Source organism: Salipiger mangrovisoli, assembly GCF_015223355.1.
Taxonomy (GTDB): domain Bacteria; phylum Pseudomonadota; class Alphaproteobacteria; order Rhodobacterales; family Rhodobacteraceae; genus Salipiger; species Salipiger mangrovisoli.
Window position 1 is genome coordinate 239497 of sequence record NZ_JADFFK010000002.1, and the last position, 21409, is coordinate 260905.

Annotated in this window: 24 protein-coding genes; 16 read left to right on the plus strand and 8 right to left on the minus strand. The window is 66.8% G+C overall.

Annotation, left to right across the window (positions count from 1 at the left end; genetic code table 11):
• The first annotated feature begins 62 nt into the window (after positions 1 to 62).
• From IQ782_RS04510 to IQ782_RS04525, 4 genes are read left to right on the plus strand one after another with little or no spacing between them, the layout of a single operon-like run.
• Complete coding sequence (locus IQ782_RS04510) at positions 63 to 983, plus strand: branched-chain amino acid ABC transporter permease (RefSeq protein ID WP_194133422.1); 921 nt, start codon at positions 63 to 65, stop codon at positions 981 to 983.
• Complete coding sequence (locus IQ782_RS04515) at positions 980 to 1963, plus strand: branched-chain amino acid ABC transporter permease (RefSeq protein ID WP_194133423.1); 984 nt, start codon at positions 980 to 982, stop codon at positions 1961 to 1963. The genes IQ782_RS04510 and IQ782_RS04515 overlap by 4 nt, the downstream gene beginning before the upstream one ends.
• On the plus strand, positions 1956 to 2705 hold the full coding sequence (locus tag IQ782_RS04520) for an ABC transporter ATP-binding protein (protein ID WP_194133424.1): 750 nt from the start codon (positions 1956 to 1958) through the stop codon (positions 2703 to 2705). The genes IQ782_RS04515 and IQ782_RS04520 overlap by 8 nt, the downstream gene beginning before the upstream one ends.
• Positions 2702 to 3388: an ABC transporter ATP-binding protein gene (locus tag IQ782_RS04525; protein WP_194133425.1), complete on the plus strand. Its 687-nt coding sequence runs from the start codon at positions 2702 to 2704 to the stop codon at positions 3386 to 3388. Before IQ782_RS04520 ends, IQ782_RS04525 begins: the two co-directional genes overlap by 4 nt.
• A 254-nt stretch (positions 3389 to 3642) precedes the next feature.
• Here the strand turns inward: IQ782_RS04525 and carB are convergent, their stop codons facing one another.
• Both carB and IQ782_RS04535 read right to left on the minus strand, forming a co-directional pair.
• Positions 3643 to 7014, minus strand: a complete 3372-nt coding sequence (gene carB / locus IQ782_RS04530; RefSeq protein ID WP_194133426.1) for a carbamoyl-phosphate synthase large subunit — start codon at positions 7012 to 7014, stop codon at positions 3643 to 3645.
• Positions 7015 to 7279: 265 nt separating this feature from the next.
• A complete protein-coding gene (locus tag IQ782_RS04535; protein WP_194133427.1) occupies positions 7280 to 8512 on the minus strand; it encodes an SAM-dependent methyltransferase in 1233 nt (410 codons plus the stop codon).
• Between the two features lie 183 nt (positions 8513 to 8695).
• Here IQ782_RS04535 and aspS point away from each other — a divergent pair, with 183 nt between their 5' ends.
• The gene (gene aspS, locus IQ782_RS04540) at positions 8696 to 10477 is read left to right on the plus strand and encodes an aspartate--tRNA ligase (protein ID WP_194133428.1); all 1782 of its coding nucleotides are present in this window, start codon (positions 8696 to 8698) and stop codon (positions 10475 to 10477) included.
• A 5-nt stretch (positions 10478 to 10482) separates the two neighbouring features.
• Entirely contained in the window at positions 10483 to 11214 is a 732-nt protein-coding gene (locus IQ782_RS04545; protein WP_194133429.1) for a BglII/BstYI family type II restriction endonuclease, read from the plus strand.
• A 12-nt stretch (positions 11215 to 11226) separates the two neighbouring features.
• On the opposite strand, the gene IQ782_RS04550 is transcribed toward IQ782_RS04545, so the two are convergent.
• From IQ782_RS04550 to IQ782_RS04560, 3 genes are all read right to left on the minus strand, one after another.
• Positions 11227 to 11859, minus strand: a complete 633-nt coding sequence (locus IQ782_RS04550; protein WP_194133430.1) for an MT-A70 family methyltransferase — start codon at positions 11857 to 11859, stop codon at positions 11227 to 11229.
• Positions 11860 to 12231: 372 nt separating this feature from the next.
• Positions 12232 to 12708, minus strand: coding sequence for a hemerythrin domain-containing protein (locus IQ782_RS04555; RefSeq protein ID WP_194133431.1), 477 nt, complete (start codon positions 12706 to 12708; stop codon positions 12232 to 12234).
• A gap of 74 nt (positions 12709 to 12782) precedes the next feature.
• A complete protein-coding gene (locus IQ782_RS04560; protein ID WP_240989085.1) occupies positions 12783 to 13517 on the minus strand; it encodes a response regulator in 735 nt (244 codons plus the stop codon).
• 206 nt (positions 13518 to 13723) lie between these two features.
• On the opposite strand from IQ782_RS04560, the gene mce reads away from it, so the two are divergent.
• Together mce and IQ782_RS04570 are read left to right on the plus strand one after the other, a co-directional pair.
• Positions 13724 to 14128 carry a methylmalonyl-CoA epimerase gene (gene mce / locus IQ782_RS04565; RefSeq protein ID WP_194133432.1) on the plus strand — a complete coding sequence of 135 codons (405 nt, stop codon included), beginning with the start codon at positions 13724 to 13726 and terminating at the stop codon, positions 14126 to 14128.
• A gap of 9 nt (positions 14129 to 14137) precedes the next feature.
• Positions 14138 to 14431, plus strand: a complete 294-nt coding sequence (locus tag IQ782_RS04570) for a DUF1467 family protein (RefSeq protein ID WP_194133433.1) — start codon at positions 14138 to 14140, stop codon at positions 14429 to 14431.
• A 32-nt stretch (positions 14432 to 14463) separates the two neighbouring features.
• Here IQ782_RS04570 and IQ782_RS04575 read toward each other — a convergent pair whose 3' ends face one another.
• Both IQ782_RS04575 and IQ782_RS04580 read right to left on the minus strand, forming a co-directional pair.
• Positions 14464 to 15165 (minus strand): EI24 domain-containing protein, encoded by a 702-nt coding sequence (locus IQ782_RS04575; RefSeq protein ID WP_194133434.1) that lies wholly within the window; start codon positions 15163 to 15165, stop codon positions 14464 to 14466.
• The gene (locus IQ782_RS04580; RefSeq protein ID WP_194133435.1) at positions 15162 to 15740 is read right to left on the minus strand and encodes a nitroreductase family protein; all 579 of its coding nucleotides are present in this window, start codon (positions 15738 to 15740) and stop codon (positions 15162 to 15164) included. Before IQ782_RS04580 ends, IQ782_RS04575 begins: the two co-directional genes overlap by 4 nt.
• 169 nt (positions 15741 to 15909) lie before the next feature.
• Here IQ782_RS04580 and IQ782_RS04585 point away from each other — a divergent pair, with 169 nt between their 5' ends.
• Positions 15910 to 16167 (plus strand): DUF167 domain-containing protein, encoded by a 258-nt coding sequence (locus tag IQ782_RS04585; RefSeq protein ID WP_194133436.1) that lies wholly within the window; start codon positions 15910 to 15912, stop codon positions 16165 to 16167.
• Here the strand turns inward: IQ782_RS04585 and IQ782_RS04590 are convergent, their stop codons facing one another.
• On the minus strand, positions 16168 to 16401 hold the full coding sequence (locus IQ782_RS04590; protein ID WP_194133437.1) for a hypothetical protein: 234 nt from the start codon (positions 16399 to 16401) through the stop codon (positions 16168 to 16170).
• A 179-nt stretch (positions 16402 to 16580) separates the two neighbouring features.
• Between IQ782_RS04590 and IQ782_RS04595 the strand changes: the two genes are divergently transcribed.
• The 7 genes from IQ782_RS04595 (at position 16581) to IQ782_RS04620 (ending at position 21354) form a co-directional block, all read left to right on the plus strand.
• Positions 16581 to 17294 (plus strand): M48 family metallopeptidase, encoded by a 714-nt coding sequence (locus IQ782_RS04595; protein ID WP_194133438.1) that lies wholly within the window; start codon positions 16581 to 16583, stop codon positions 17292 to 17294.
• Positions 17295 to 17385: 91 nt separating this feature from the next.
• Entirely contained in the window at positions 17386 to 17643 is a 258-nt protein-coding gene (locus IQ782_RS04600; protein WP_194133439.1) for a DUF6455 family protein, read from the plus strand.
• Between the two features lie 4 nt (positions 17644 to 17647).
• Positions 17648 to 17971, plus strand: coding sequence for a DUF6455 family protein (locus IQ782_RS29655; RefSeq protein WP_240989086.1), 324 nt, complete (start codon positions 17648 to 17650; stop codon positions 17969 to 17971).
• A gap of 3 nt (positions 17972 to 17974) precedes the next feature.
• Positions 17975 to 18229, plus strand: a complete 255-nt coding sequence (locus tag IQ782_RS04605) for a DUF6455 family protein (RefSeq protein WP_240989087.1) — start codon at positions 17975 to 17977, stop codon at positions 18227 to 18229.
• Between the two features lie 240 nt (positions 18230 to 18469).
• Positions 18470 to 19474 carry a TRAP transporter substrate-binding protein gene (locus IQ782_RS04610; protein WP_194133440.1) on the plus strand — a complete coding sequence of 335 codons (1005 nt, stop codon included), beginning with the start codon at positions 18470 to 18472 and terminating at the stop codon, positions 19472 to 19474.
• Positions 19475 to 19576: 102 nt separating this feature from the next.
• Positions 19577 to 20074: a TRAP transporter small permease gene (locus IQ782_RS04615; RefSeq protein ID WP_194133441.1), complete on the plus strand. Its 498-nt coding sequence runs from the start codon at positions 19577 to 19579 to the stop codon at positions 20072 to 20074.
• A complete protein-coding gene (locus IQ782_RS04620) occupies positions 20074 to 21354 on the plus strand; it encodes a TRAP transporter large permease (protein WP_194133442.1) in 1281 nt (426 codons plus the stop codon). The genes IQ782_RS04615 and IQ782_RS04620 overlap by 1 nt, the downstream gene beginning before the upstream one ends.
• Positions 21355 to 21409: the final 55 nt, after the last annotated feature.

The following is a 21409-nucleotide window of genomic DNA, read 5'->3' on the forward strand; positions in this document are numbered from 1 at the left end:
CCCCGGCGTTTCTGCCGGGCGCGCGGGCAGGCGCCCGCGCATGACGAGAGACGGACCTTCGAATGACCCCCATCCTCATCGCCGAGCAGGTGCTGAACGGGCTGCAATCCGGCGTCATGCTGTTCCTCATGGCCGCCGGGCTGACGCTGATCTTCGGCGTCATGGGGCTGATCAACCTCGCCCATGGATCGCTCTACATGGTCGGGGCCTTCGCCGCCGCCGCCACGGCGGTCGCCACCGGCTCGTTTCTTCTGGCTCTGGTCGCCGCGCTGGCCGCCGCCGCCGCCGCGGGCGCGCTGGTCGAGCGGCTGGTGATCCGCAGGCTCTACGACCGCGACCACCTCGACCAGGTGCTGGCCACCTTCGCGCTGATCCTGATCTTCTCGGAAGGCACGCGCTGGATCTTCGGGTCGTTCCCGCTCTATCTCGACATTCCGCAGGCGCTGTCGGGCCCGGTGACGCTGCCGGGCGGCATCCAGTACCCGCTCTACCGGCTGTTCCTCATCGGCATGGGGCTGGTGGTCGCGGCGCTGCTGTTCTGGCTCATCGCCTGCACCCGGCTCGGCATCCGCATCCGCGCCGGCGAGAACGACCGCGAGATGATCGCCGCGCTCGGCGTCGACATCGCCCGGCTCTACACGCTGGTCTTCGCGCTCGGCGCGGCGCTGGCGGGGCTGGCGGGGGCGCTCGTGGGGGCGATCCAGTCGGTGCAGGTGGGCATGGGCGAACCGGTGCTGATCCTCGCCTTCGTGGTGATCGTCATCGGCGGCATCGGTTCGATCGAGGGGGCGCTGGTCGGCGCACTGCTGGTGGGCCTCACCGACACCCTGGGCGGCATCTTCCTGCCGCAGCTGCTGGCGCTCTTCATGGAGCCCGCCGCCGCCACGCAGACCGGGGCGGCGCTGGCCTCGATGGCGATCTACGTGCTGATGGCGGCGGTGCTGGTCTGGAGACCCACCGGACTATTCGGAGCAAGGGCATGAGCCGCGAGGGACTTCTCAACGCGGCGGTGCTGCTGGCGCTCGGGCTGGTGCCGCTGGCGGCGCATGTCATGGGCGAGCCCTTCACCATCACGCTGGCGACCCGCGCGGCGATCCTCGCTTTGGCGGCGGTGGGGCTGAACATCGCGCTGGGGATCGGCGGGCTGGTGAGCCTCGGCCACGCCACCTTCTTCGGCATCGGCGGCTATGCCATGGGCATCCTCGCCAGCCACGTGCAGGACTACGAGCCGCTGTTCGAGTGGCCGTTCCTGTTCGAGGGCTCCACCTCGATGCCCCTCATCTGGCTGTTGGCGGTGCTGGCCTCGGCGCTGGCGGCGCTGCTGATCGGGCTGCTCGCGCTGCGCACCTCGGGCGTCTACTTCATCATGATCACGCTGGCCTTCGGGCAGATGTTCTACTTCTTCTCGATCTCCTGGAGCCGCTACGGCGGCGAGGATGGGCTGTCGATCTACGTGCGCAACGGCTTCCCGGGTCTGAACACGCTCGACCCGATCCAGTTCTTCGGCCTTTGCTACGCGGTGCTCTGCCTCGTGCTGCTGGGCGCGCGGCTGCTGGCGCGCAGCCCCTTCGGCCTCGCGCTCGGCGCGGCGCGGCAGAGCCCGGACCGGGTGCAGGCGGTGGGGCTCGACCCCAAGCGCCTGCAACTGGTGGGCTTCGTCGTCTCGGGCGCGATCACCGGGCTTGCAGGGGCGCTCTTTGCCGATCTGAACCGCTTCGTCAGCCCGACCATGTTCAGCTGGCAGACCAGCGGCGAGATCATGGTGTTCATCATCCTCGGCGGCGTCGGGCGGCTGTTCGGCCCGGTGGTGGGGGCGGGGGTCTTCGTGATGCTCGAGCACTGGCTCGGCGACATGTCCGAGTTCTGGCACATCTGGCTGGGGCTGCTGCTGCTGGCGGTTGTGCTCTTCGCGCGGGGCGGCCTCGTGGGGCTGCTGGCGGGACGGGGACGGGCGCATGACTGAGCCGGTTCTGCAAACCCGCGGGCTGGTGAAGAGCTTCGGGGCGCTGCGCGCGTCCGACGGCATCACGCTCGACCTGCGACCCGGCGAGATCCACGCGGTGATCGGGCCGAACGGCGCGGGCAAATCGACGCTGATCAAGCAGCTCTCGGGCAACATTGCGCCCGACGAGGGCACGGTGCATTTCCTCGGCCGCGACGTGACCGCGCTGAGCACCATGGCCCGCGCGCGCATGGGGCTGGCGCGGACCTTCCAGGTCTCGGCGCTGGCGATGGAGGACACGGTGCTGCAAAACGCGGTGCTCGGTGCCTTGGGGGCGATGAGTTCGCCCTACCGTTTCTTCCGGCCGGCGCTGAAGCGGGCGGAGCTGAGGGGCCGCGCCACAGCGGCACTGGAGCGCATGGGGCTGGCGGGCCACGCCGCCACGGTGGTCAGCGAATTGAGCCACGGCCAGCGCCGCCAGCTCGAAGTGGCGGTCGCGCTGACCCTGCAGCCCAGGGCCTTCCTGATGGACGAGCCGATGGCCGGTCTTGGCGGCGAGGGGTCCAAGCAGTTGACCGGCATCCTCGATCGGTTGCGCGCCGAGGCACCGATCCTGCTGATCGAGCACGACATGGACGCGGTCTTCGCCCTCGCCGACCGCATCTCGGTTCTGGTCTACGGGCGCATCATCGCCACCGGCACGGTCGAGGAGATCCGCCGCAGCCCGGAAGTGCGCGACGCCTATCTCGGGGATGCGTCATGAGCCTGCTGGAGTTGCACGAGATCACCGCGTCCTACGGGGCGTCGCAGGCGCTCTTCGGCGTGTCGCTGGAGATTGCCGAGGGCGAGGTGCTGGCGCTCATGGGGCGCAACGGCATGGGCAAGAGCACGACGGTGCGCTGCCTTTGCGGGATGATGGCGGCTGGCGGTGTCCGGCGCTTTGCCGGGCAGGACATCGGCAGGCTGCCGTCGCACAGGGTGGCGCGGCTGGGGGTTGGGCTGGTGCCCGAGGGGCGGCGCTGCTTTCGGGATCTGACGGTGACCGAGAACCTGATCGCCGCCGCGCGGCCCGGACATTGGGATCAGGTGAAGGTCGAGGTGCTCTTCCCCCGCCTCGCCGAACGGCGCGGGCAGGTGGCGGGCACGCTCTCGGGGGGCGAGCAGCAGATGCTCGCCATCGGCCGCGCGCTGATGACCAACCCGCGGCTGCTGGTGCTGGACGAAGCAACCGAGGGCCTGGCCCCGCTGGTGCGGCAGGAGATTTGGGATGCGCTGGGGGTGCTCAAGCGCGACAGCGGGCTGTCGATCCTTGTGGTGGACAAGGCGCTGGCGGAACTTGCGCAGGTCGCCGACCGCGCGGTGATCCTTGAACGTGGGCGCTCGGTCTGGGACGGGGTGTTCGCCGAGGTGAAGGGCGAGGTGGCGGAGCGGTATCTGGGGGTCTAGCGCAAACGATAGCCGGGCGAGGGCCTGCCCGTGGGGGGCGCTCCGGCGCTGGAGGTCAGCAGTTTATTCCAGCCAAGTCCGTGTGACCTAGACCTCGGCTCGAGGCAAACAAAGCGCCAGCCCGCCGGGACGGGCAGCCGCTCGACCGGCGGCCTCGCCTTGAGTCCGGGCGGGGGGCGTAGCGCGCTCGAAGGCCCAAAAGAAAAAGGGGCGGGAAAATTCCCGCCCCTTTTCCTGTCTCTGATCGTGGAGGCTTACGCCTGCAGCGACTTGACCACCAGCTCGCCCTCTTCGCGGGCCTGCATCGCCTGCGCCGCGGCATGGGCACCGGCGGCGGTGGTGAAGTAGGGGATCTTGTCATAGAGCGCGACCGAGCGGATGGCGCTGGAGTCGGAGATCGACGCCGCGCCCTCGGTGGTGTTCAGCACCAGCTGCACACCGCCGTCCTTCAGAAGATCGACCACGTTGGGACGGCCCTCGTAGACCTTCTTGACCACCTCGCAGGTGATCCCGGCCGCCTCGAGGAACTTCGCGGTGCCGACGGTGGCGAGGATCTTGAAGCCGAGGTCCGACAGGATCTGCGCGGCCTCGATCATCTGCGGGGTCTTGTCCTGATCGCGGATCGAGATGAACACAGCGCCCTCTTCGGGCAGGTGCGTGCCCGCGCCCATCTGCGCCTTGAGGAAGGCGCGCGGGAACGAGCGGTCCCAGCCCATGACTTCGCCGGTCGAGCGCATTTCCGGCCCGAGGATCGTGTCCACGCCGGGGAAGCGGGCGAAGGGCAGCACGGCTTCCTTCACCGAGAACCACGGCATGTTGGGATCGGCCAGCGTCATCGGATCGGCGAGCGGCAGCGCCGTGTCGTAATCGGCGTTCTCGGGGTAGGGCGCGCGCAGCGGGAAGGCCGAGAGCTTCTCGCCCGCCATGATCCGCGCGGCGATCGAGGCGATCGCGCTGTCGGTGGCCTTGGCGACGAAGGGCACGGTGCGCGAGGCGCGCGGGTTCACCTCGATGAGGTAAATCTCCTCGACGCCCTGCTCGTTCTTCTTGATCGCGAACTGCACGTTCATCAGGCCGACCACGTTGAGCGCCTTGGCCAGAGCCTCGGTCTGCACCTTGATCTGGGCGATGATCTCGTCCGAGAGCGAGAAGGGCGGCAGCGAGCAGGCACTGTCGCCCGAGTGCACGCCGGCCTCCTCGATGTGCTGCATGATGCCCGCGACGTGCACGGCCTCGCCGTCGCAGAGCGCGTCGACGTCAAGCTCGATGGCGCCCGACAGGTAGCTGTCGAGCAGCACCGGGCTGTCGCCCGAAACCACCACCGCCTCGGCGATGTAGCGCTCGAGGTGGGCCATGTCGCGGACGATCTCCATCGCCCGGCCGCCCAGCACGTAGGAGGGGCGGATCACCAGCGGGAAGCCGATGTCCTCGGCGATGGCCAGCGCCTGCGCGTCGGTCGAGGCGATGCCGTTGCGCGGCTGCTTCAGGCCAAGCTGGTTGACCAGCGCCTGGAAGCGCTCGCGGTCCTCGGCGAGGTCGATCGCGTCGGGCGTGGTGCCGAGGATCGGGATGCCCTCGGCTTCCAGCGCGTTCGCAAGCTTCAGCGGGGTCTGGCCGCCGAACTGCACGATCACGCCGTGCAGCGTGCCGTTCTCCTGCTCGACGCGCAGGATTTCCATCACGTGCTCGAAGGTCAGCGGCTCGAAATACAGACGGTCCGATGTGTCGTAGTCGGTCGACACGGTCTCGGGGTTGCAGTTGACCATGATTGTCTCGTAGCCGGCATTGGTCAGCGCGAAGCAGGCGTGGCAGCAGCAGTAGTCGAACTCGATGCCCTGGCCGATGCGGTTGGGACCGCCGCCGAGGATCACCACCTTCTTGCGGTCGGACGGGCGCGCCTCGCATTCGACCTCGCCCATCATCGGCATCTCGTAGGTCGAGTACATGTAGGGGGTCTGCGCCTCGAACTCGGCGGCGCAGGTGTCGATGCGCTTGAAGCTGGCGACAACGCCCAGATCGGTGCGGCGCTTGCGCACGTCCTTCTCGGCGAAGCCGGTCAGCTTGGCGAGGCGGGCGTCGGTGAAGCCCATGATCTTCAGCGCGCGCAGCCCGTCGGCATCGGTGGGCAGGCCCTGCTCGCGGACCTGCGCCTCGGCCTCGACGATCTCGCGGATGCGGGCGAGGAACCACGGGTCGAACATGGTCACGCCGTGGATCTCGTCATCCGACAGGCCGTGGCGCATCGCCTGCGCGATGGTGCGCATGCGGTCCGGGGTCTGCTTGCTGATCGCCTTGATCACCGCCGATTTCTCGGGGGCGTTCGACCAGAGGTCGACATCGACGCCGGGGATCTCGACCTCGTCGAAGCCGGTCAGGCCGGATTCCATCGAGGCCAGCGCCTTCTGCAGCGACTCGTGGATGGTGCGGCCGATCGCCATGGCTTCGCCGACCGACTTCATCGCGGTGGTGAGGTAGGGCTCGGAGCCGGGGAACTTCTCGAAGGCGAACTTGGGGATCTTGGTGACGACGTAGTCGATGGTCGGCTCGAAGGAGGCCGGGGTCACCTTGGTGATGTCGTTGTCGAGTTCGTCGAGCGTGTAGCCCACGGCCAGCTTCGCGGCGATCTTGGCGATCGGGAAGCCGGTGGCCTTCGACGCCAGCGCCGAGGAACGCGACACGCGCGGGTTCATCTCGATCACCACCATGCGGCCGTTCTCGGGGTTCACTGCCCATTGCACGTTCGAGCCGCCGGTCTCGACACCGATCTCGCGCAGCACGGCGATCGAGCCGTTGCGCATGATCTGGTATTCTTTGTCGGTCAGGGTCAGCGCCGGTGCCACGGTGATCGAGTCGCCGGTGTGCACGCCCATCGGATCGACGTTCTCGATGGCGCAGACGATGATCGCGTTGTCCGCCTTGTCGCGGACGACCTCCATTTCATACTCTTTCCAGCCCAGCAGCGACTCGTCGACGAGGATCTGGTTCACCGGCGAGGCGTCCATGCCGGTGCGGCAGAAGTGCATGTAATCTTCGCGGTTGTAGGCCACGCCACCGCCGGTGCCGCCGAGGGTGAAGGCGGGACGGATGATCGCCGGAAGGCCGATGTCCTCGAGCGCTTCGAGCGCGATGGCGACGCCGGCGTCGAGGTCGACCTTGCCGTTCGCCTTCTTCGGCGCGGTGACGATCGTGGCGCGCGGGTTCTCGAGGCCGATGCGGTCCATCGCCTCGCGGAACAGGGCGCGGTCCTCGGCCATCTCGATGGCGTCGCGCTTGGCACCGATCATCTCGACGCCGAATTTCTCGAGCACGCCCATTTCCTCGAGCTTCAGCGAGGTGTTGAGGCCGGTCTGGCCGCCCATCGTCGGCAGCAGCGCGTCGGGGCGCTCCTTCTCGATGATCTTGGCGACGACCTCGGGGGTGATCGGCTCGATGTAGGTTGCATCGGCGAGCTCGGGGTCGGTCATGATTGTGGCCGGGTTCGAGTTCACCAGGATGACCCGGTAGCCTTCCTCGCGCAGGGCCTTGCAGGCCTGTGCGCCGGAGTAGTCGAATTCGCAGGCTTGCCCGATGATGATGGGCCCCGCTCCGATGATCATGATGGATTTGATATCGGTTCTTTTGGGCATGGGGGCACCTTCATGTCATGTCTGTCGCGGTCGGGCATGGGGCAGCACGCGCTGGAGTCGCCGCTCCCCGCAAATTGTCGTGCGTTATAGACAGAAGCTTTGCCCACGCAACCCCAGATCCGCCTTGTTTCCTTCTGCAAAGCAAAAGCCGGTGACGGGGGATGACGTGAAAGCTGTCGCAGCGTCAAGGCTGCGGCTCGGGATTCTCAAGCGAAGCCCGCACCATCGCGGCGCGGGGCGGAGCGGCAGGCTGCCGGGGCGGCGCTCATTGCGCGGCGTGGAGCATTTCCTGTTCGCTGTGGCCGTGCAGATAATCGCGGGTGGTGGGCACCGCGTATTGCTTGCGGGACAGTTGCAGGTGGAAGACCCCCTGGCGGGTTTCCTCGAAGGCCGCCTCGCAGACCACGAGGTAGAGTCGCCACATGCGGATGAAGCGCTCGTCGTAGCCCAGCTCGCGCACCTTCGGCAGCGCCGCCTCGAAGCGTCGCCGCCAGTGATTGAGCGTCGGGCCGTAATGGCCGCGCAGAATTTCGACGTCGGTGGCCCAGAGGCCGGACCGTTCGACCGCCGCAGACACCTCGGACAGGCTTGGCACGTAGCCGCCCGGGAAGATGTACTTGTCGATCCACGGCGAGGTGGGGGCCGGTGGGGCGGTGTGCCCGATGGTATGGATCAGGGCGACGCCATCCGGCTTCAGCACCTTCTGCACCTTGGTGAAATACTCCTGCAGGTGCGGGAAGCCGACGTGTTCCAGCATCCCGACCGAGACCACGCGGTCGAACGCATCCTCGACCTTGCGGTAGTCGAGCAGGCGGAACTCGGTCTTGTCCGCAAGCCCGGCCTCCTCGGCGCGGCGCTTGGCGGTGGCAAGCTGGTTCTCCGACAGGGTGACCCCGGTGACATGCGCCCCGTAGTCGCGCGCCAGCGTCAGCGCCATGCCACCCCAGCCGCAGCCGATGTCCAGCACCCGCATGCCGGGCTTCAGCAGCAGCTTGTGCGCGATATGGTTCTTCTTGGCTTTCTGCGCCGCCTCGAGGCTGAGTCCCGGATCGGTGAAATAGGCGCAGGAATACTGCATGTCCTGGTCGAGAAAGAGCCGGTAAAGGTCGTCAGAGATGTCATAGTGATGTTTCACGTTCGACTGCGAGCGCAGCGGGTTGTTGCGCTGCTCTATGCCGCGCAGCGCAACCCGCATCCGGTCCATCGCGGTGAACCAGCTTGGCATCCTGCCGGACTGCTGGTTGCGCACCAGCAGCGCGACGAATTCGTAGAGCTTGTGCGCCGGGCAGTCGATTCTGCCATCCATGTAGCCCTCGCCGAGGGCCATCACCGGGTTTCGGCACAGCGCGGCGACAATGCTGTCGTCGGTGAGAGTCACTTCGGCCTTGGGACCGGCGCCGGGACCGTAGTCGCGGCTCATGCCGTCGGGCCAGGTGACCCGCAAGCGGCCTTCAACAATGAGTCTTTTCAAAATGCGTTCGAGGACGGATTGCCACATTGCCGGACCCCCTAAGATATTCCCTGTTTGAAAAAGGTCGAAAACGTTCGGAATCGCAAAAAGGTTCCCAGACGTTACAACATGAACGAAATATGGCAAATACCGTGGGCCTCCCTTGACTTCCCGTGGCTCTAGCGGTGTATCGGCGCCTAACTTTCCAGCAGTTTCCGAAGGGCAAGAGCCATGCATGCCTATCGCAGCCATACCTGCGCAGATCTGACCAAGGCCAACGTCGGCGAGACCGTCCGTCTCTCCGGATGGGTGAACCGCATCCGCGATCACGGCGGCATTCTCTTTATCGACCTGCGCGACCATTACGGCATCACGCAGGTCCTGTGCGACCCTGACAGCGCCGCCTTCGCGGACGTCGAGAAGGTGCGCTCTGAGTGGTGCATCCGCATCGACGGCGAGGTGAAGGCCCGCGACCCCGAGCTGGTGAACGCCAAGCTCCCGACCGGTGAAGTCGAAGTCTTCGTGCGCGACATCGAGGTGCTGGGCGCGTCGAACGAGCTGCCGCTGATGGTCTTCGGCGAGCAGGAGTACCCGGAAGAGACGCGCCTGCGCTACCGCTACCTCGACCTGCGCCGCGAGAGCATGCAGCGCAACATGACCCTGCGCTCGGATGTGGTCGCCTCGATCCGCCGCCGCATGTGGGGCAACGGCTTCCGCGAGTTCCAGACGCCGATCATCACCGCGTCCTCGCCCGAGGGCGCGCGCGACTTCCTCGTGCCGTCGCGCCTGCACCCGGGCAAGTTCTACGCGCTGCCGCAGGCCCCGCAGCAGTTCAAGCAGCTGATCATGGTGTCGGGCTACGACAAGTACTTCCAGATCGCGCCCTGCTTCCGCGACGAGGACCCGCGCGCCGACCGCTCGCCGACCGACTTCTACCAGCTCGACATGGAGATGAGCTTCGTCGAGCAGCAGGACGTCTTCGACACGATCTCTCCGGTGATCGCGGGCATCTTCGAGGAGTTCGGCGGCGGCCGTAGGGTCGACGCCCCCGGCGAATGGCCGCAGATCTCCTATCGCGACGCGGCCAAGTGGTACGGCACCGACAAGCCCGACCTGCGCAACCCGATCAAGATGCAGGACTGCTCCGAGCACTTCCGCGGCTCCGGCTTCGCGATCTTCGCCAAGTTGCTCGAGCAGGAGGGCACCGAGGTGCGCGCCATCCCCGCGCCCACCGGCGGCTCGCGCAAGTTCTGCGACCGGATGAACGCCTTCGCCCAGAAAGAGGGTCTGCCCGGCATGGGCTACATCTTCTGGCGCGAGACCGACGGCGCGATGGAAGCCGCCGGCCCGCTGGCTAAGAACATCGGCCCCGAGCGCACCGAGGCGATCCGCCAGCAGCTCGGCCTGGGTGTCGGCGACGCGGCCTTCTTCCTCGGCGGCAAGCCCTCGAGCTTCGAACGCGTGGCGGGCAAGGCGCGCGACGTGATCGGCGCCGAGCTCGGCCTGACCGAGACCGACCGTTTCGCATTCGCCTGGATCGTCGACTTCCCGATCTACGAGAAGGATGCCGAGTCCGGCGACATCGACTTCGAGCACAACCCGTTCTCGATGCCGCAGGGCGGCATGGACGCCCTGCTGGGCGATCCGATGGACGTGCGCGGCTTCCAGTACGACCTGGCCTGCAACGGCTACGAGCTGGTCTCGGGCGCGATCCGGAACCACAAGCCGGAGATCATGCTCAAGGCCTTCGAGATCGCCGGTTACGGCGAAGAAGAGGTCAAGAACCGCTTCGGCGCGCTTTACCAGGCGTTCCACTACGGCGCCCCGCCGCACGGCGGCTGCGCGGCCGGCATCGACCGGATCGTGATGCTGCTGGCGGATGAGCAGAACATCCGCGAGGTCATCATGTTCCCGATGAACCAGCGCGCCGAGGACCTGATGATGCAGGCGCCCTCCGTGCCTGCCTCGGACCAGCTGATGGACCTGTCGCTGCGGGTCATCCCGCAGGAATGATCCCGATGCTAGAGACGCTCAGATCCCGCGGCTTCGATGTGGAAGTCCGCAACCATGCCGCGGCGATCCTGAGCGTCGATTTCCCCGAGGAGACGGCCGAGCTGGTCGAGACGCTCTCGGAGTTCACCATCGAGCTTTCAGAGTTGATCGCCGGCGGCGGCGGCGAGTCGGGGCAGACCCAGAGACTGCGGCGCGCGCTCAGCGCCCGCGGCTGGGAGAAGCACAACTTCCTTGTCCAGACCATCGTCGATGGCGTCGAGCGCGACTCGATTTCGCATGAGATCGACCACGTGCGCCGCGCCGGGGCGGGGCGGCTGGCGCTCGAGATCGAGTGGAACAACAAGGACCCGTTCTTCGACCGCGATCTCGAGAATTTTCAGCGCCTGCATGCACAGTCGGCGATCTCTCTGGGGATCGTGGTGACCCGCGGCTCGACGCTGCAGGACCGGATGCTGCCGCGGATCCGTGGCTGGCTCGAGGCGAACGGGCTGCAATCCGAGGAAGACCTGCAACGGCTCGGCATCGGCGACCGCACCGCCAAGCAGCGCGCTGCGGTCGAGGCGCAGCTCGCCAAGGGCATGTCTTTCCCCGAGGCCTTCGCCCGCAAGTTCGTCGCCGACAAGTTCGGCACCGCCACCACGCATTGGTCGAAGCTCGACGAGCGGGTGCGCCGCGGCGTCGGCAACCCGTGCCCGCTGGTGCTGATCGGCCTGCCGGATGCGATCCTGCAGGGCTGACCGCCGGGCGGTTTACTCGGCGGCGACGCTCGAATTGTAGCTGTAGGTCTTCCAGGTAGGCTTGTAATCGGCGTCGGCCTGGTTGCCCCAGACCGTCCAACCGTCGCGCACCCCGCGCCCGAACATCTCGAGATAGGGCCCCTTCGAGCAGCTTTCGATCAGCGCGTATTGCTCATCCGGCTTGCGCGAGTGCTCGCGCTTGCGGGTCTGAAGCATGTTCACCTGCCGCCGGCCCGCGTCTTCGGTGCGGGCGTACTTGCCGCGCACCCCGAAGAGCAGAAGTTCGGTCACGTTGCGGAAATAGAAGCCAACGCCGCGACCGTCCGAGCCGCCATCCTTGCGGATCTTGTGCCAGACGATGTTCGACTTGTACTCGAAGCCCCAGGACTTGAGCACTTGCAGCCCCTCGGGCAGCAGCGCGTTCGGCACCCAGAGGTAGCAATGCGCCGTGTCCTGCAGGTGGTCCGCGACGGGCAGCGCGCAGATCTCGTCCAGCGTCATCGTCGGGTAGCGCGCCAGGCGCTTGTGCTCTGGGGCCACCTTTCCGGTGCGGTTGGTGAACCGCCACGGCGGATCCGCCATCACGGTGGCGAACCGGTCTTCCCCCAGGAAATCGGACAGATGTTGCGCGGCGCTTTGTGTCATTGTCGAAATATAGCCCCCGGATCGAGCAAATGTCACGCGGCTTTCGCGCCCCGCGCGTGGCATTTGTGCTCTATCTCAGATCGCGAACAAAAATGGAACGATTCGACGCTGGGGAAGGCGGAGAATTGCCTCGACGTTGCCTCGACGTTGGCTCGCCCGGCGCGCGCCGCGCCGCCCGCCCGCGAGCGCCATGCAGAAGCAGGTGGGCCCTGAACCCTGGATACCAGCCCAAGTGGCGAGAGCCGCGCGCGACCCCGGCGGGCAACGCATCCGGGTGCGGATGTCCAGAGCGCCAAAAGGGCTGGGTCGCAAGGGGCGGGGCGTGTTTGCCGCGGCGCTGGCTGAGGGCCAGCGCGCGGCCCGGGTGGCGGATCAATCTTCGAGATGATCTTCCTTTTTCTTCTCGATCAGCCCCAGCTCCTTCTTCTTCCGGTCCAGGAAACGCTTGCCGTAGGCGTCGTTGTCCTGCTCGCCGACCACCTTGCGGGCGCGGGTGAAGACCTCTTCCTCCTCCTCGTCCATGTGGTGCTCGTAGTCATGCTTGAGCGTCCGAAAGCGAGTCAGCCAGCCTGGCGAGGACATGTCCATCTCGTTCAGCTCCTCGAGGATCTCGTCCATCTCGGCATGTTCATGCACCGAGTGGCGGGCGGCATCCTGGCCCCAGGTGTGCTTCATCAGTTCGGCGTAGAACTCCTCTTCCTCGGCGGCCGAGTGGGACTTGATGTCGCGATAGAAGGACTCCCACGCCTCGCGGCGTTCCGGGCTGTCGCCGCTGGTTGCGTCGATGCGCTCGAGCAGGGCGCGGTGGGTTTCATGGTCCTTCTTGATGGCGTCGTAGATCGAGGTCATGGCAGCTCTCCGCGTGCAGATGGCGATTTTCCTGCAAACGCGGCGGGCGCGGCCCCGGTTCCGGTGCCGCTGGCTCAGATCGCCAGGCGGGTGGCCATGCGGTGCCGCAGCAGCGCGGCCAGGGCGCTGATCGCCGGCGCCGTAGGTCGCTGCTCGGCGCGGGCGAGAGACAGCGCCAGCGCCGCACCTTCGAGCGCGCCATCCCCCGCGCTGCGCGCAAGTCCGCTGAGAAACTGGGCAAGGTAGTCGGCGAGCGCGGGCTCGTCCGCCTCCTGCAAGAGCGCCACGGCGTGGCTGAGGTCATCCTGATAGGCCAGTGGATCGGGGTTGATCGGATCGTCCGAGACCAGTCGGATTCCGCCCGGCCGACGGCTTTCGGGCAGGGCGGCAATGATCGCGTTCTGGAATTCCAGCAGGCTTTGCAGCGGCTTCTCGAGGAAGCCGTCCGCGCCGGCGGCGCGCAGCACGTTCTCGGCGAAAGGATCGCCGCTGATCCCGAGGATGACCGGCAGCCGCGGGCCGCAGGCCACCAGCTCGGCGACCAGCTCGGCCCCCGAGCCGTCAGGCAGGCCGAGATCGATCACCGCGATGGTCGGGCGGTAGAGCGTCAGGTGCCGGCGCGCCGCCTGCAGGCAATCGGCGCGGCGGATCCGTGCGCCGCTGCGCAGGGCCATCAGCCGCAGCGCGTCACAGGCGTAGCGGCTGTCCTCAACCGCCAGGACCGTCATGCCGAGCAGCGGGCGCGTGGCGGTGGGGCGCGGAGGATAGGGCGTGTTGCGGTCGCTGTCGGTCATCTCGCTGTCGGTCATGTGCTGTGTTCCTGTGGCGTTTTCCTGTGGTTTTCCCCTGTGAAACCGGCCGCGCCGTGGCGGCGCCTGCGGGATCTCTGGTGGTGTCGATGCAGGACCATCCTGCACCCACGTGGCTAATGGGCGGTTAATGGACGCACCCGGCTTGCGGGGCAGGGGCCGGGCGCGCGATAACCGGGCGACGCGAGGATTCGAGGGAGAGTGTCATGATCGGTCGTCTCAACCATGTCGCCATTGCCGTGCCCGATCTGGAGGCCGCCTCGGCGATGTACCGCGACACGCTGGGCGCAAAAGTGGGCGCGCCGCAGGACGAGCCGGACCACGGCGTGACGGTGGTGTTCATCGAGCTGCCCAACACCAAGATCGAGCTGCTCTACCCGCTCGGGACGGAGTCGCCGATCAAGGGCTTTCTGGACAAGAACCCCTCGGGCGGCATCCATCACGTCTGCTACGAGGTGGACGACATCCTCGCCGCTCGCGATCACCTGAAGGCGCAGGGTGCACGGGTGCTGGGCAGCGGCGAGCCGAAGATCGGCGCGCATGGCAAGCCGGTGCTTTTCCTGCATCCGAAGGATTTCCAGGGCACGCTGGTCGAGCTGGAACAGGTCTGAGGCACGGTCATGGCAATCACATCCGGCATCGTGCTTTTCGCGGTCATCTGGTTCATGACCTTCCTTTGCGTGATCCCCGTGCGGCTGAAGACGCAGGGGGATCTGGGCGAGATCGTGCCCGGCACCCATGCGGGCAGCCCCGAGGTGCACAACCTCAAGCGCAAGGCGTGGATCACCACGGGGATCACGGTGGTTCTCTGGGCCATCTTCGCGGGGATCATCTTCAGCGGGATGATCTCGGTGCGGGACATCGACGGCTGGATGTTCAACCGGATGGGCCCGCCGGTGACGGCTGGCGAGTGACCCCGCCAGCCCCGGATGCTTAGACCGTTCGCCTAGCCTGCGGGGCGTTCGCCCTGCAGCCGGTGGTAGAGGTGGGTGAAGGTCGCCGCCCCGAGGATCGGGATCAGCAGGTTCACCAGCGGCACCGACAGCGGCAGGGCCATCAGCACCCCCGCGACCCAGATCGTCACCATGTGGCGGCGGCGCAGCACGGCAGCCTTTTCCCGCCCGACCCGGCGCATCGCCGCGAGGGTGAAATATTCCCGTCCCAGCAGAAAGCCGTTCAGCCCCCAGAAGATGAAGGGCGCGAAGGGCGCGAAGAAGATGTAGAGCACCAGCGCCACGAGGTTGGCGGCAATCATCACGCCGAGGAAGCTCAGCGTGTCGCGCAGCGCCTCGCCCCAGCTCACCTCGGTGGCCGGACCGAGCGCCGGGTAATGCCGATCCTCGACCGCCTGTGCCACGTCGTCGAGGAAGAACGAGGTGATCGCCGAGGCGACGGGCACCATCAGAACCACCGAGAGGAGCATCATCAGCGGCACCGCGCCCCAGCTGATCGCCGTGTCGACCCAGGTGATCTCGCCGATCCAGGGCAGGGTGACGGTGTCGCCGACCAGCCAGCCAACCACGGTGACGAAGACGAAATAGATCAGCACGAAGAGCCCGACCGTCAGGCCGAGTCCCTTGAGCAGCACCGACCGGAAGCGCGGATCGCCGATTTGGGCGATGGCGGCGAGGAAGGACGCGGGGATCATGCGTCCAACCAGGTCGTGATCGACTTAAGGTCCGGGCGCGGGCGATCCGGTGGAGCCGAGGTCTCGGTGCCGATGTGAAGGAACCCGGCAACGCGCTCGTTCTCGGCCAGCCCCAGGGTCTCGGAGACAAAGGTACGGTCGTGCGAAGCCCAGCCGGTCAGCCAGTTGGCCCCCCAGCCGGAAGCCAGTGCGGCGTTGAGCAGCGCGAGGCAGGCGGCACCGGCGGAATAGGTCTGTTCCAGGGCGGGAATCTTGGGGCTTTCCTTCTGCACCTCGATCACCGCGACGCAGAGCGGGCTGTCGGCGAAGGCGGCGCGCGCCTTGGCGGCCTGGTCGTCGTCGATGTTCAGCGCCGCCGCGCGTGCGGTCACCGCGTCCGCCAGGCGGTCGAGCGCGCCGCGCTCCAGCACGATGAAGCGCCAGGGCTCGAGCTTGCCATGATCCGGCGTGCGCGCCGCGGCGGTGAGCAGCGGCAGAAGTGCATCGCGGTCGGGCGCGGGGCCGGTCAGGGTCTTTGCCGGACGCGAGCGCCGGCTGAGCAGGAACGCCATGGCCTGCGGGTTGGGGGTGGGCATCGCCGTCTCCTCAAGTCAGTCGCCCTTATGTCTGCGTTTGGCGGCACGAATTCAACCGCTTGCGATCCCTGCGGCTGTTGCCTCCGCCCGCGCGGGCAAGGGCCGAACTCAGGTGCGCCCCGGCGGGCCGGCTGCTATCACTTCCCGCACCCGCGCAAAGGAGCCTGACATGGCCAAGCCCGACCTCACCCATCTCGCGACGCCCGGCGCGGTGCTGGAGCTGCGAGTCACGCCAAAGGCCTCGCGCAACGAAATCCGAGAGGAAGGCGGTCAGCTCCGCGTCTATGTCACCACCGTGCCCGAAAACGGCAAGGCCAACGAGGCGGTGGTCAAGCTGCTGTCGAAGGCGCTCGGGGTGCCGAAATCAAGGCTCACGCTGGTCCGCGGCGCGACGTCGCGGGACAAGGCCTTTCGGGTAGAGGAGTGATCACTCCACCGAACGGGTGTAGACGCCTTCGGGCAGGCTGATCGCCGCGGCGAGATCACGCATCTGGGTGATCGAAAGCGTGATCTTGTTCACCCTGTCGGTGCGGGGATCATACTGTTCGACCGTGACGCATTCCTCGAAACTCGAGACAATCACGTCTTCCTGGAGATGCGGCTCGCCCTCGTCGACGAGGGTGACCACGGTGGCGTCGAATTCGTGCTCGATGCTGAACATGGCCCCAGCCTAGACCTGCCGCCCCGCGGCGCACAATCCGCAAAACGTACGGCATGGTCACGGCGCGGCCAGAGACGCGCGGAAAGCACAATGATGCCAGCCCGCGCGCAGCGCTCTGGCGCCCACCGGCTGTGCCGCCTATCCTGAACGGCATGACCCGAACCGGAGCGACCCGCCCCATGCGCCGACTTCTGCCCCTTCTCTTCGTCCTTGTCTCGGCCTGTACCGTGGCGCCGATCTCCTCGGTGCCGACCGGCGGCAGCGATCCGTTCTCGGGGACGGGCTCGCGCGCCGCGCAACAGTTCACCGAGGTTGTCCACAGGGTCGAGCCAGTGGCCGAGGGGCAGTGCAGGAACTACACCCGTGGCGGCACGAACTGCGATTTCCTGATCGTGGTGGATGACCGCCCGGACTCGACGCCAAATGCCTTCCAGACACGCGACAGACAGGGCCGTCCGGTTCTGGCGTTCAACCTCGCGCTGATCCGCGAGGCGCAGAACGCCGACGAACTGGCCTTTGTCATGGGCCACGAGGCTTCTCATCACATCCTCGGGCACCTCGATCGGGTCCAGGAGGATGCGGCGATCGGGGCAATCATCTTCTCCGGCATCGCCGCGATGACCGGGGCCGACGAGGCTTCGGTGCGCAGCGCCGAGGAATTCGGCGCCTCGGTCGGCGCGCGCACCTTCACCAAGAACTACGAGCTGGAAGCGGATGAGCTGGGCACGGTGATCACCCTGCGCAGCGGCTTCGATGCGATTCGCGGCGCGCGTTTCTTCGAACGCCTGCCCGATCCGGGCAACCGCTTCCTGGGCACCCACCCGCCGAACGGCGAGCGAATCGACACCGTCCGGCGTACCGTGGAGGCCTATCGCGCCGGTGGCGGTGCCTGACGTTGATGTGCATCAAGGGCGCCTGCGCCCGGACCTGATACGCTCTGACCCGAGGTAGGCCCAAAGGGGCTGCACAACAGGGAGAAGAGCCATGCCCGGAGCGAAGGATTTCAAGCGCCACGCCGGTCTCGTCGATCAGATGGCCGGAGCGCTCGGTGTCGATCTTGAAGAGCAAATGCTGCGCGGCCGACTGAGCTTTGCCGGTCTCGAAGATGCGGTTCTGGCCTGCACCGGCTGCCACCGCCCAGGTGACTGCGAACATTGGCTCTCCACCCGTGACGGCGTTGCCGCCGCGACGCCGAGCTACTGCCGCAACGCCGACCTTTTCCGGCAGCTCTCCGGAGGCTGAGGCGATGATCTCGGCCAACATGCTGCGCGGCCCGAGGCCCTTTCCGCTTGGTGACGAACGCACGCATTACTGGCGTGTGCAGCGCATGGCGCGGGCAACCGGGCTGGATCTGGCCGAGGCACAACGCCTCGGCGTGCTGCCGCAGCACGATTGGGCGGGGATGGTGGGGCGCTGCCGCGGCTGCCTGTGGGCCGAGAATTGCGACCGTTGGCTCGACAAAAGACCCGAGATGACGGATGATCTTTGCGGGCCGCGGACCTGCCCGGAAGATTGTGTGAACCGCCGCGTTTTCGCGACGTTGCAGGGTGAACTCGATCACGAGGTGTGAGCCATGCTGGGCGATCACGCACGGCATTTCTGGATGGCGCGCAGCGTTGCGCGCGTGATGGGGCTGAATCTTAGCGACCAGATCGACATGGGTCGCCTCCGCCCCGAGGACTATCGGGTGATGGTGGCCGCTTGCCGCGGCTGTGCTCTGGTTGAGCAATGCGAGAAATGGCTGGCCACGCAAAGCGACCTGGCCAAGGCGCCGCCGCCGGGGTGCCGGATATCCGCCCCGCTGATGCGACTGTGCCGAACGGTTTGAGACAGGTGCACTTTTTTGAGAGGGGAGTGCATCTCACTGCGGCCCGTAGCAATGCTGGCGGGCCGCCTTTTTTTGCGGCCACTGCCGCGTTGAAGGATCTGCGGCCGTTTTGATATCTGCCGAAATGCCCAAGATTTGTGCCAATATCGCAGTATCGCTCTAAGGTCAGGCGGTTCGCTTTGACTTGCACCCGGCAACGCCGATAGCTAGTGGCGTTCAAAATTCTGGAGTACCCCCCGCATGGTCACGACCCGTCTTGCCGGCGCCGCGCTCGCGCTTGCGCTTTCCTTCGCATCCGGAGCCGCCTCGGCGCAGGAGTTCGTGGCCAAGATCGGCCATCTCGAAAGCACCGCGCAAAGCCGCCACGTGCACCTTGAGAAGGTCGCCGAGCTGGTCAAGGAGCGCACCGAGGGCGCGGTCGAGCTGCAGATCTTCCCGCAGGGCCAGCTGGGCAACCAGCGCCAGATGAACGAGGGTGTCCAGCTCGGCACCATCGAGGGCACCGTCGCCCCCGCCGCCTTCCTCGGCGGTTTCAACCCTGCCGTGTCGATCCTCGACATCCCGTATCTGCTGCCCGAGGACGCCGGGAAGGCGCAGGCTCTGCGCGACGGTCCCTTCGGCCAGGCGCTGCTCGACACCTTCGCCGACAAGGGCATGGTGGCGCTGATGCTCTGGCCGAACGGCAAGAAGCAGTTCACCTCGAACAAGCCGCTCGACAACCTCGCCGCCTTCGCCGACCAGAAGTTCCGCGTGATGGACAGCTCGATCCTCATCGAGCAGTTCAATGCGCTGGGTGCCTCGGCCATCGCGCTGCCCTTCGGCGAGCTCTACACCTCGCTGCAGACCGGCGTCGTGGACGGCGAGGAGAACCCGCTCGACACCATCAAGAACATGAAGTTCTACGAGGTGCAGGAAAACGTGGTGATCTCGGATCACGGTGCGATGGAAGACGTGGTGCTGTTCAACCCGATGTTCTGGGAGAGCCTGCCGGCCGAGTACCAGGACGTGATCAAGGGCACCTTTGCCGAGGTCATTCCGGATCTGACCGCGCACAAGGCCGCCGCCGTCGAAGAGGCGCTGCAGGTGATCAAGGACTCCGGCACCAACGTCCGCGTCGCCTCGCCCGAAGAGCGCGCCGAGCTGCGCGAGCTGACCTGGGGCCCGGCCTCCGAAGCCTATCTCGCCAAGGCCGGTGATGCCGGCGCGGCGTTGCTGGCGGCCTACGAAGAGGCCACGGCCGAGTAAGCCCCGTGCTCCGCACGTAGATCTACCAAGACCCTGAAAGGCGCCCGGTTCTCCGGGCGCCTCTTTGCAAGCCGCCGCCCGCGACAGACCCGGAGACCGCCCATGACATTTCTCACCCTGCTGCGACGGGTCGAGCGCACGATCCTCGTGGTGCTCTTCCTGACCATGGTGGCGCTGTTCTTCGGCTCGGTCGTCATGCGCGAGTTCGGCGGCACCATGGCCAGCCGCTTCGCCTGGATCGAAGAGGCGGTGCGGTTGATGAACCTCTTTCTCGTCTTCCTCGCGCTCGGCCTCGCGCTGGAACGCGGCAAGCACGTTGGCATCACCAACCTGCGTGACCGGCTCCCCGAGGGGGCGCGGCGCTGGCTGCTGCGCCTAATCGACACGGTGGGGCTGCTGTTCTCGCTCTACGTGGCCTGGCTCGGCGTGCAGATGGTGCAATTCGTGCTGAAATCCGGGCAGACCTCGCCGACGCTGGGACTGCCGATGGGGCTGATCTACCTCGCGCCGGTCATCGGCTTCCTGCTGCTGGCGCTGCGCTACGGGCTCAGTCTTTTCGGCGTCATCGACCGCTTCGCGGCGCAGGCGGAGGCCGAGTGATGCTGGTCCTGATCATCCTCCTCGCCGCCGGCCTGCTGCTCGCCGGTTTCGAGATGCTGCTGGTGCTGGGTGTGCCGGCGCTGGCCTACAAGGAACTCTTCTATGCCAGGCTGCCCGACCCGGCGATCGTGCAGAAGATCGTCGGTGGCATCGACCACACGACGCTGCTTGCCATCCCCTTCTTCATCTTCGCGGCGAACCTGATGGGCGCAGGGCAGATCGCGGCGCAGCTGGTCAATGTGGTGAAGGCGCTTGTCGGCCATGCGCGCGGCGGCATCGGTCACGTGGTCGTGGGCGGCTCCATGGCCTTCGGCGCGGTCTCGGGTTCGGCCCCGGCGACGGTCGCGGCGATGGGCCGGATGGTCTACCCCGAGATGCGCCGGGCCGGGTACTCGGACAGGTTCAGCCTCGGCCTGCTGGTGGCCAGCGCCGAAACCTCTCTGCTGATCCCGCCGTCGATCACCCTCATCGTCTACGGCTGGATGACCGGCACCTCCATTTCCCAGCTCTTCGCCGGCGGCCTGGCGGTGGGCATCGTGCTTGGCCTCGCCTTCGCGCTCTTCGTCTGGCTCGAGGCCGGCAAGGGCGGGGTGACCCGCGAGCCGCGCATGCCCTGGTCCGAGCGGCTCTGCGCCATCTGGCAGGCGAAATGGGCGCTGGGGATGCCGGTGATCATCCTCGGCGGCATCTACTCGGGGATCATCACCCCCACCGAGGCGGCGGCGGTCAGCGTGGTCTATGCCATCGTCGTCGAGGCCTTCATCCTGCGCAGCCTGACGTGGCAGGATCTTTTCGCGATCACCGAGCGCAGCGCCATCAACACGGCGATCATCTTCGTGCTTCTGGCGATGGGCGGGCTGATCTCGTTCTTCGTGACGCTGGCGCAGGTCCCGGCCGGGATCATCGGCATGCTGGACTCGGTCGATGCGGGCTGGATCACCTTCCTGATGGTCGCCAACCTCTGCTTCTTCATTGCGGGCATGTTCATCGACCCGAACTCGGCGATGCTGATCCTCGTACCGCCGCTCTTCCCGGTGGCGCAGTCGCTGGGGATCGATCCGGTGCATTTCGGCATGATCGTCACGCTCAATATCTCGCTGGGGATGATCACGCCGCCCTTCGGGCTCGACATCTTCGTGGCCTCGTCGACGCTGGGCAAGCCGGTGGCGCAGATCATCGCCGGGGTCTGGCCCTTCGTGGTGGTCAACATCCTCGTGCTGCTGCTGATCACCTACGTGCCGCAGATCTCGCTCCTTGTCCCGAAACTGATCTTCGGCTGAGCCCGGCGCGCGGCGGCTCTCCACATCGCCGCGCGGCCCTGCTACACCTGCGACA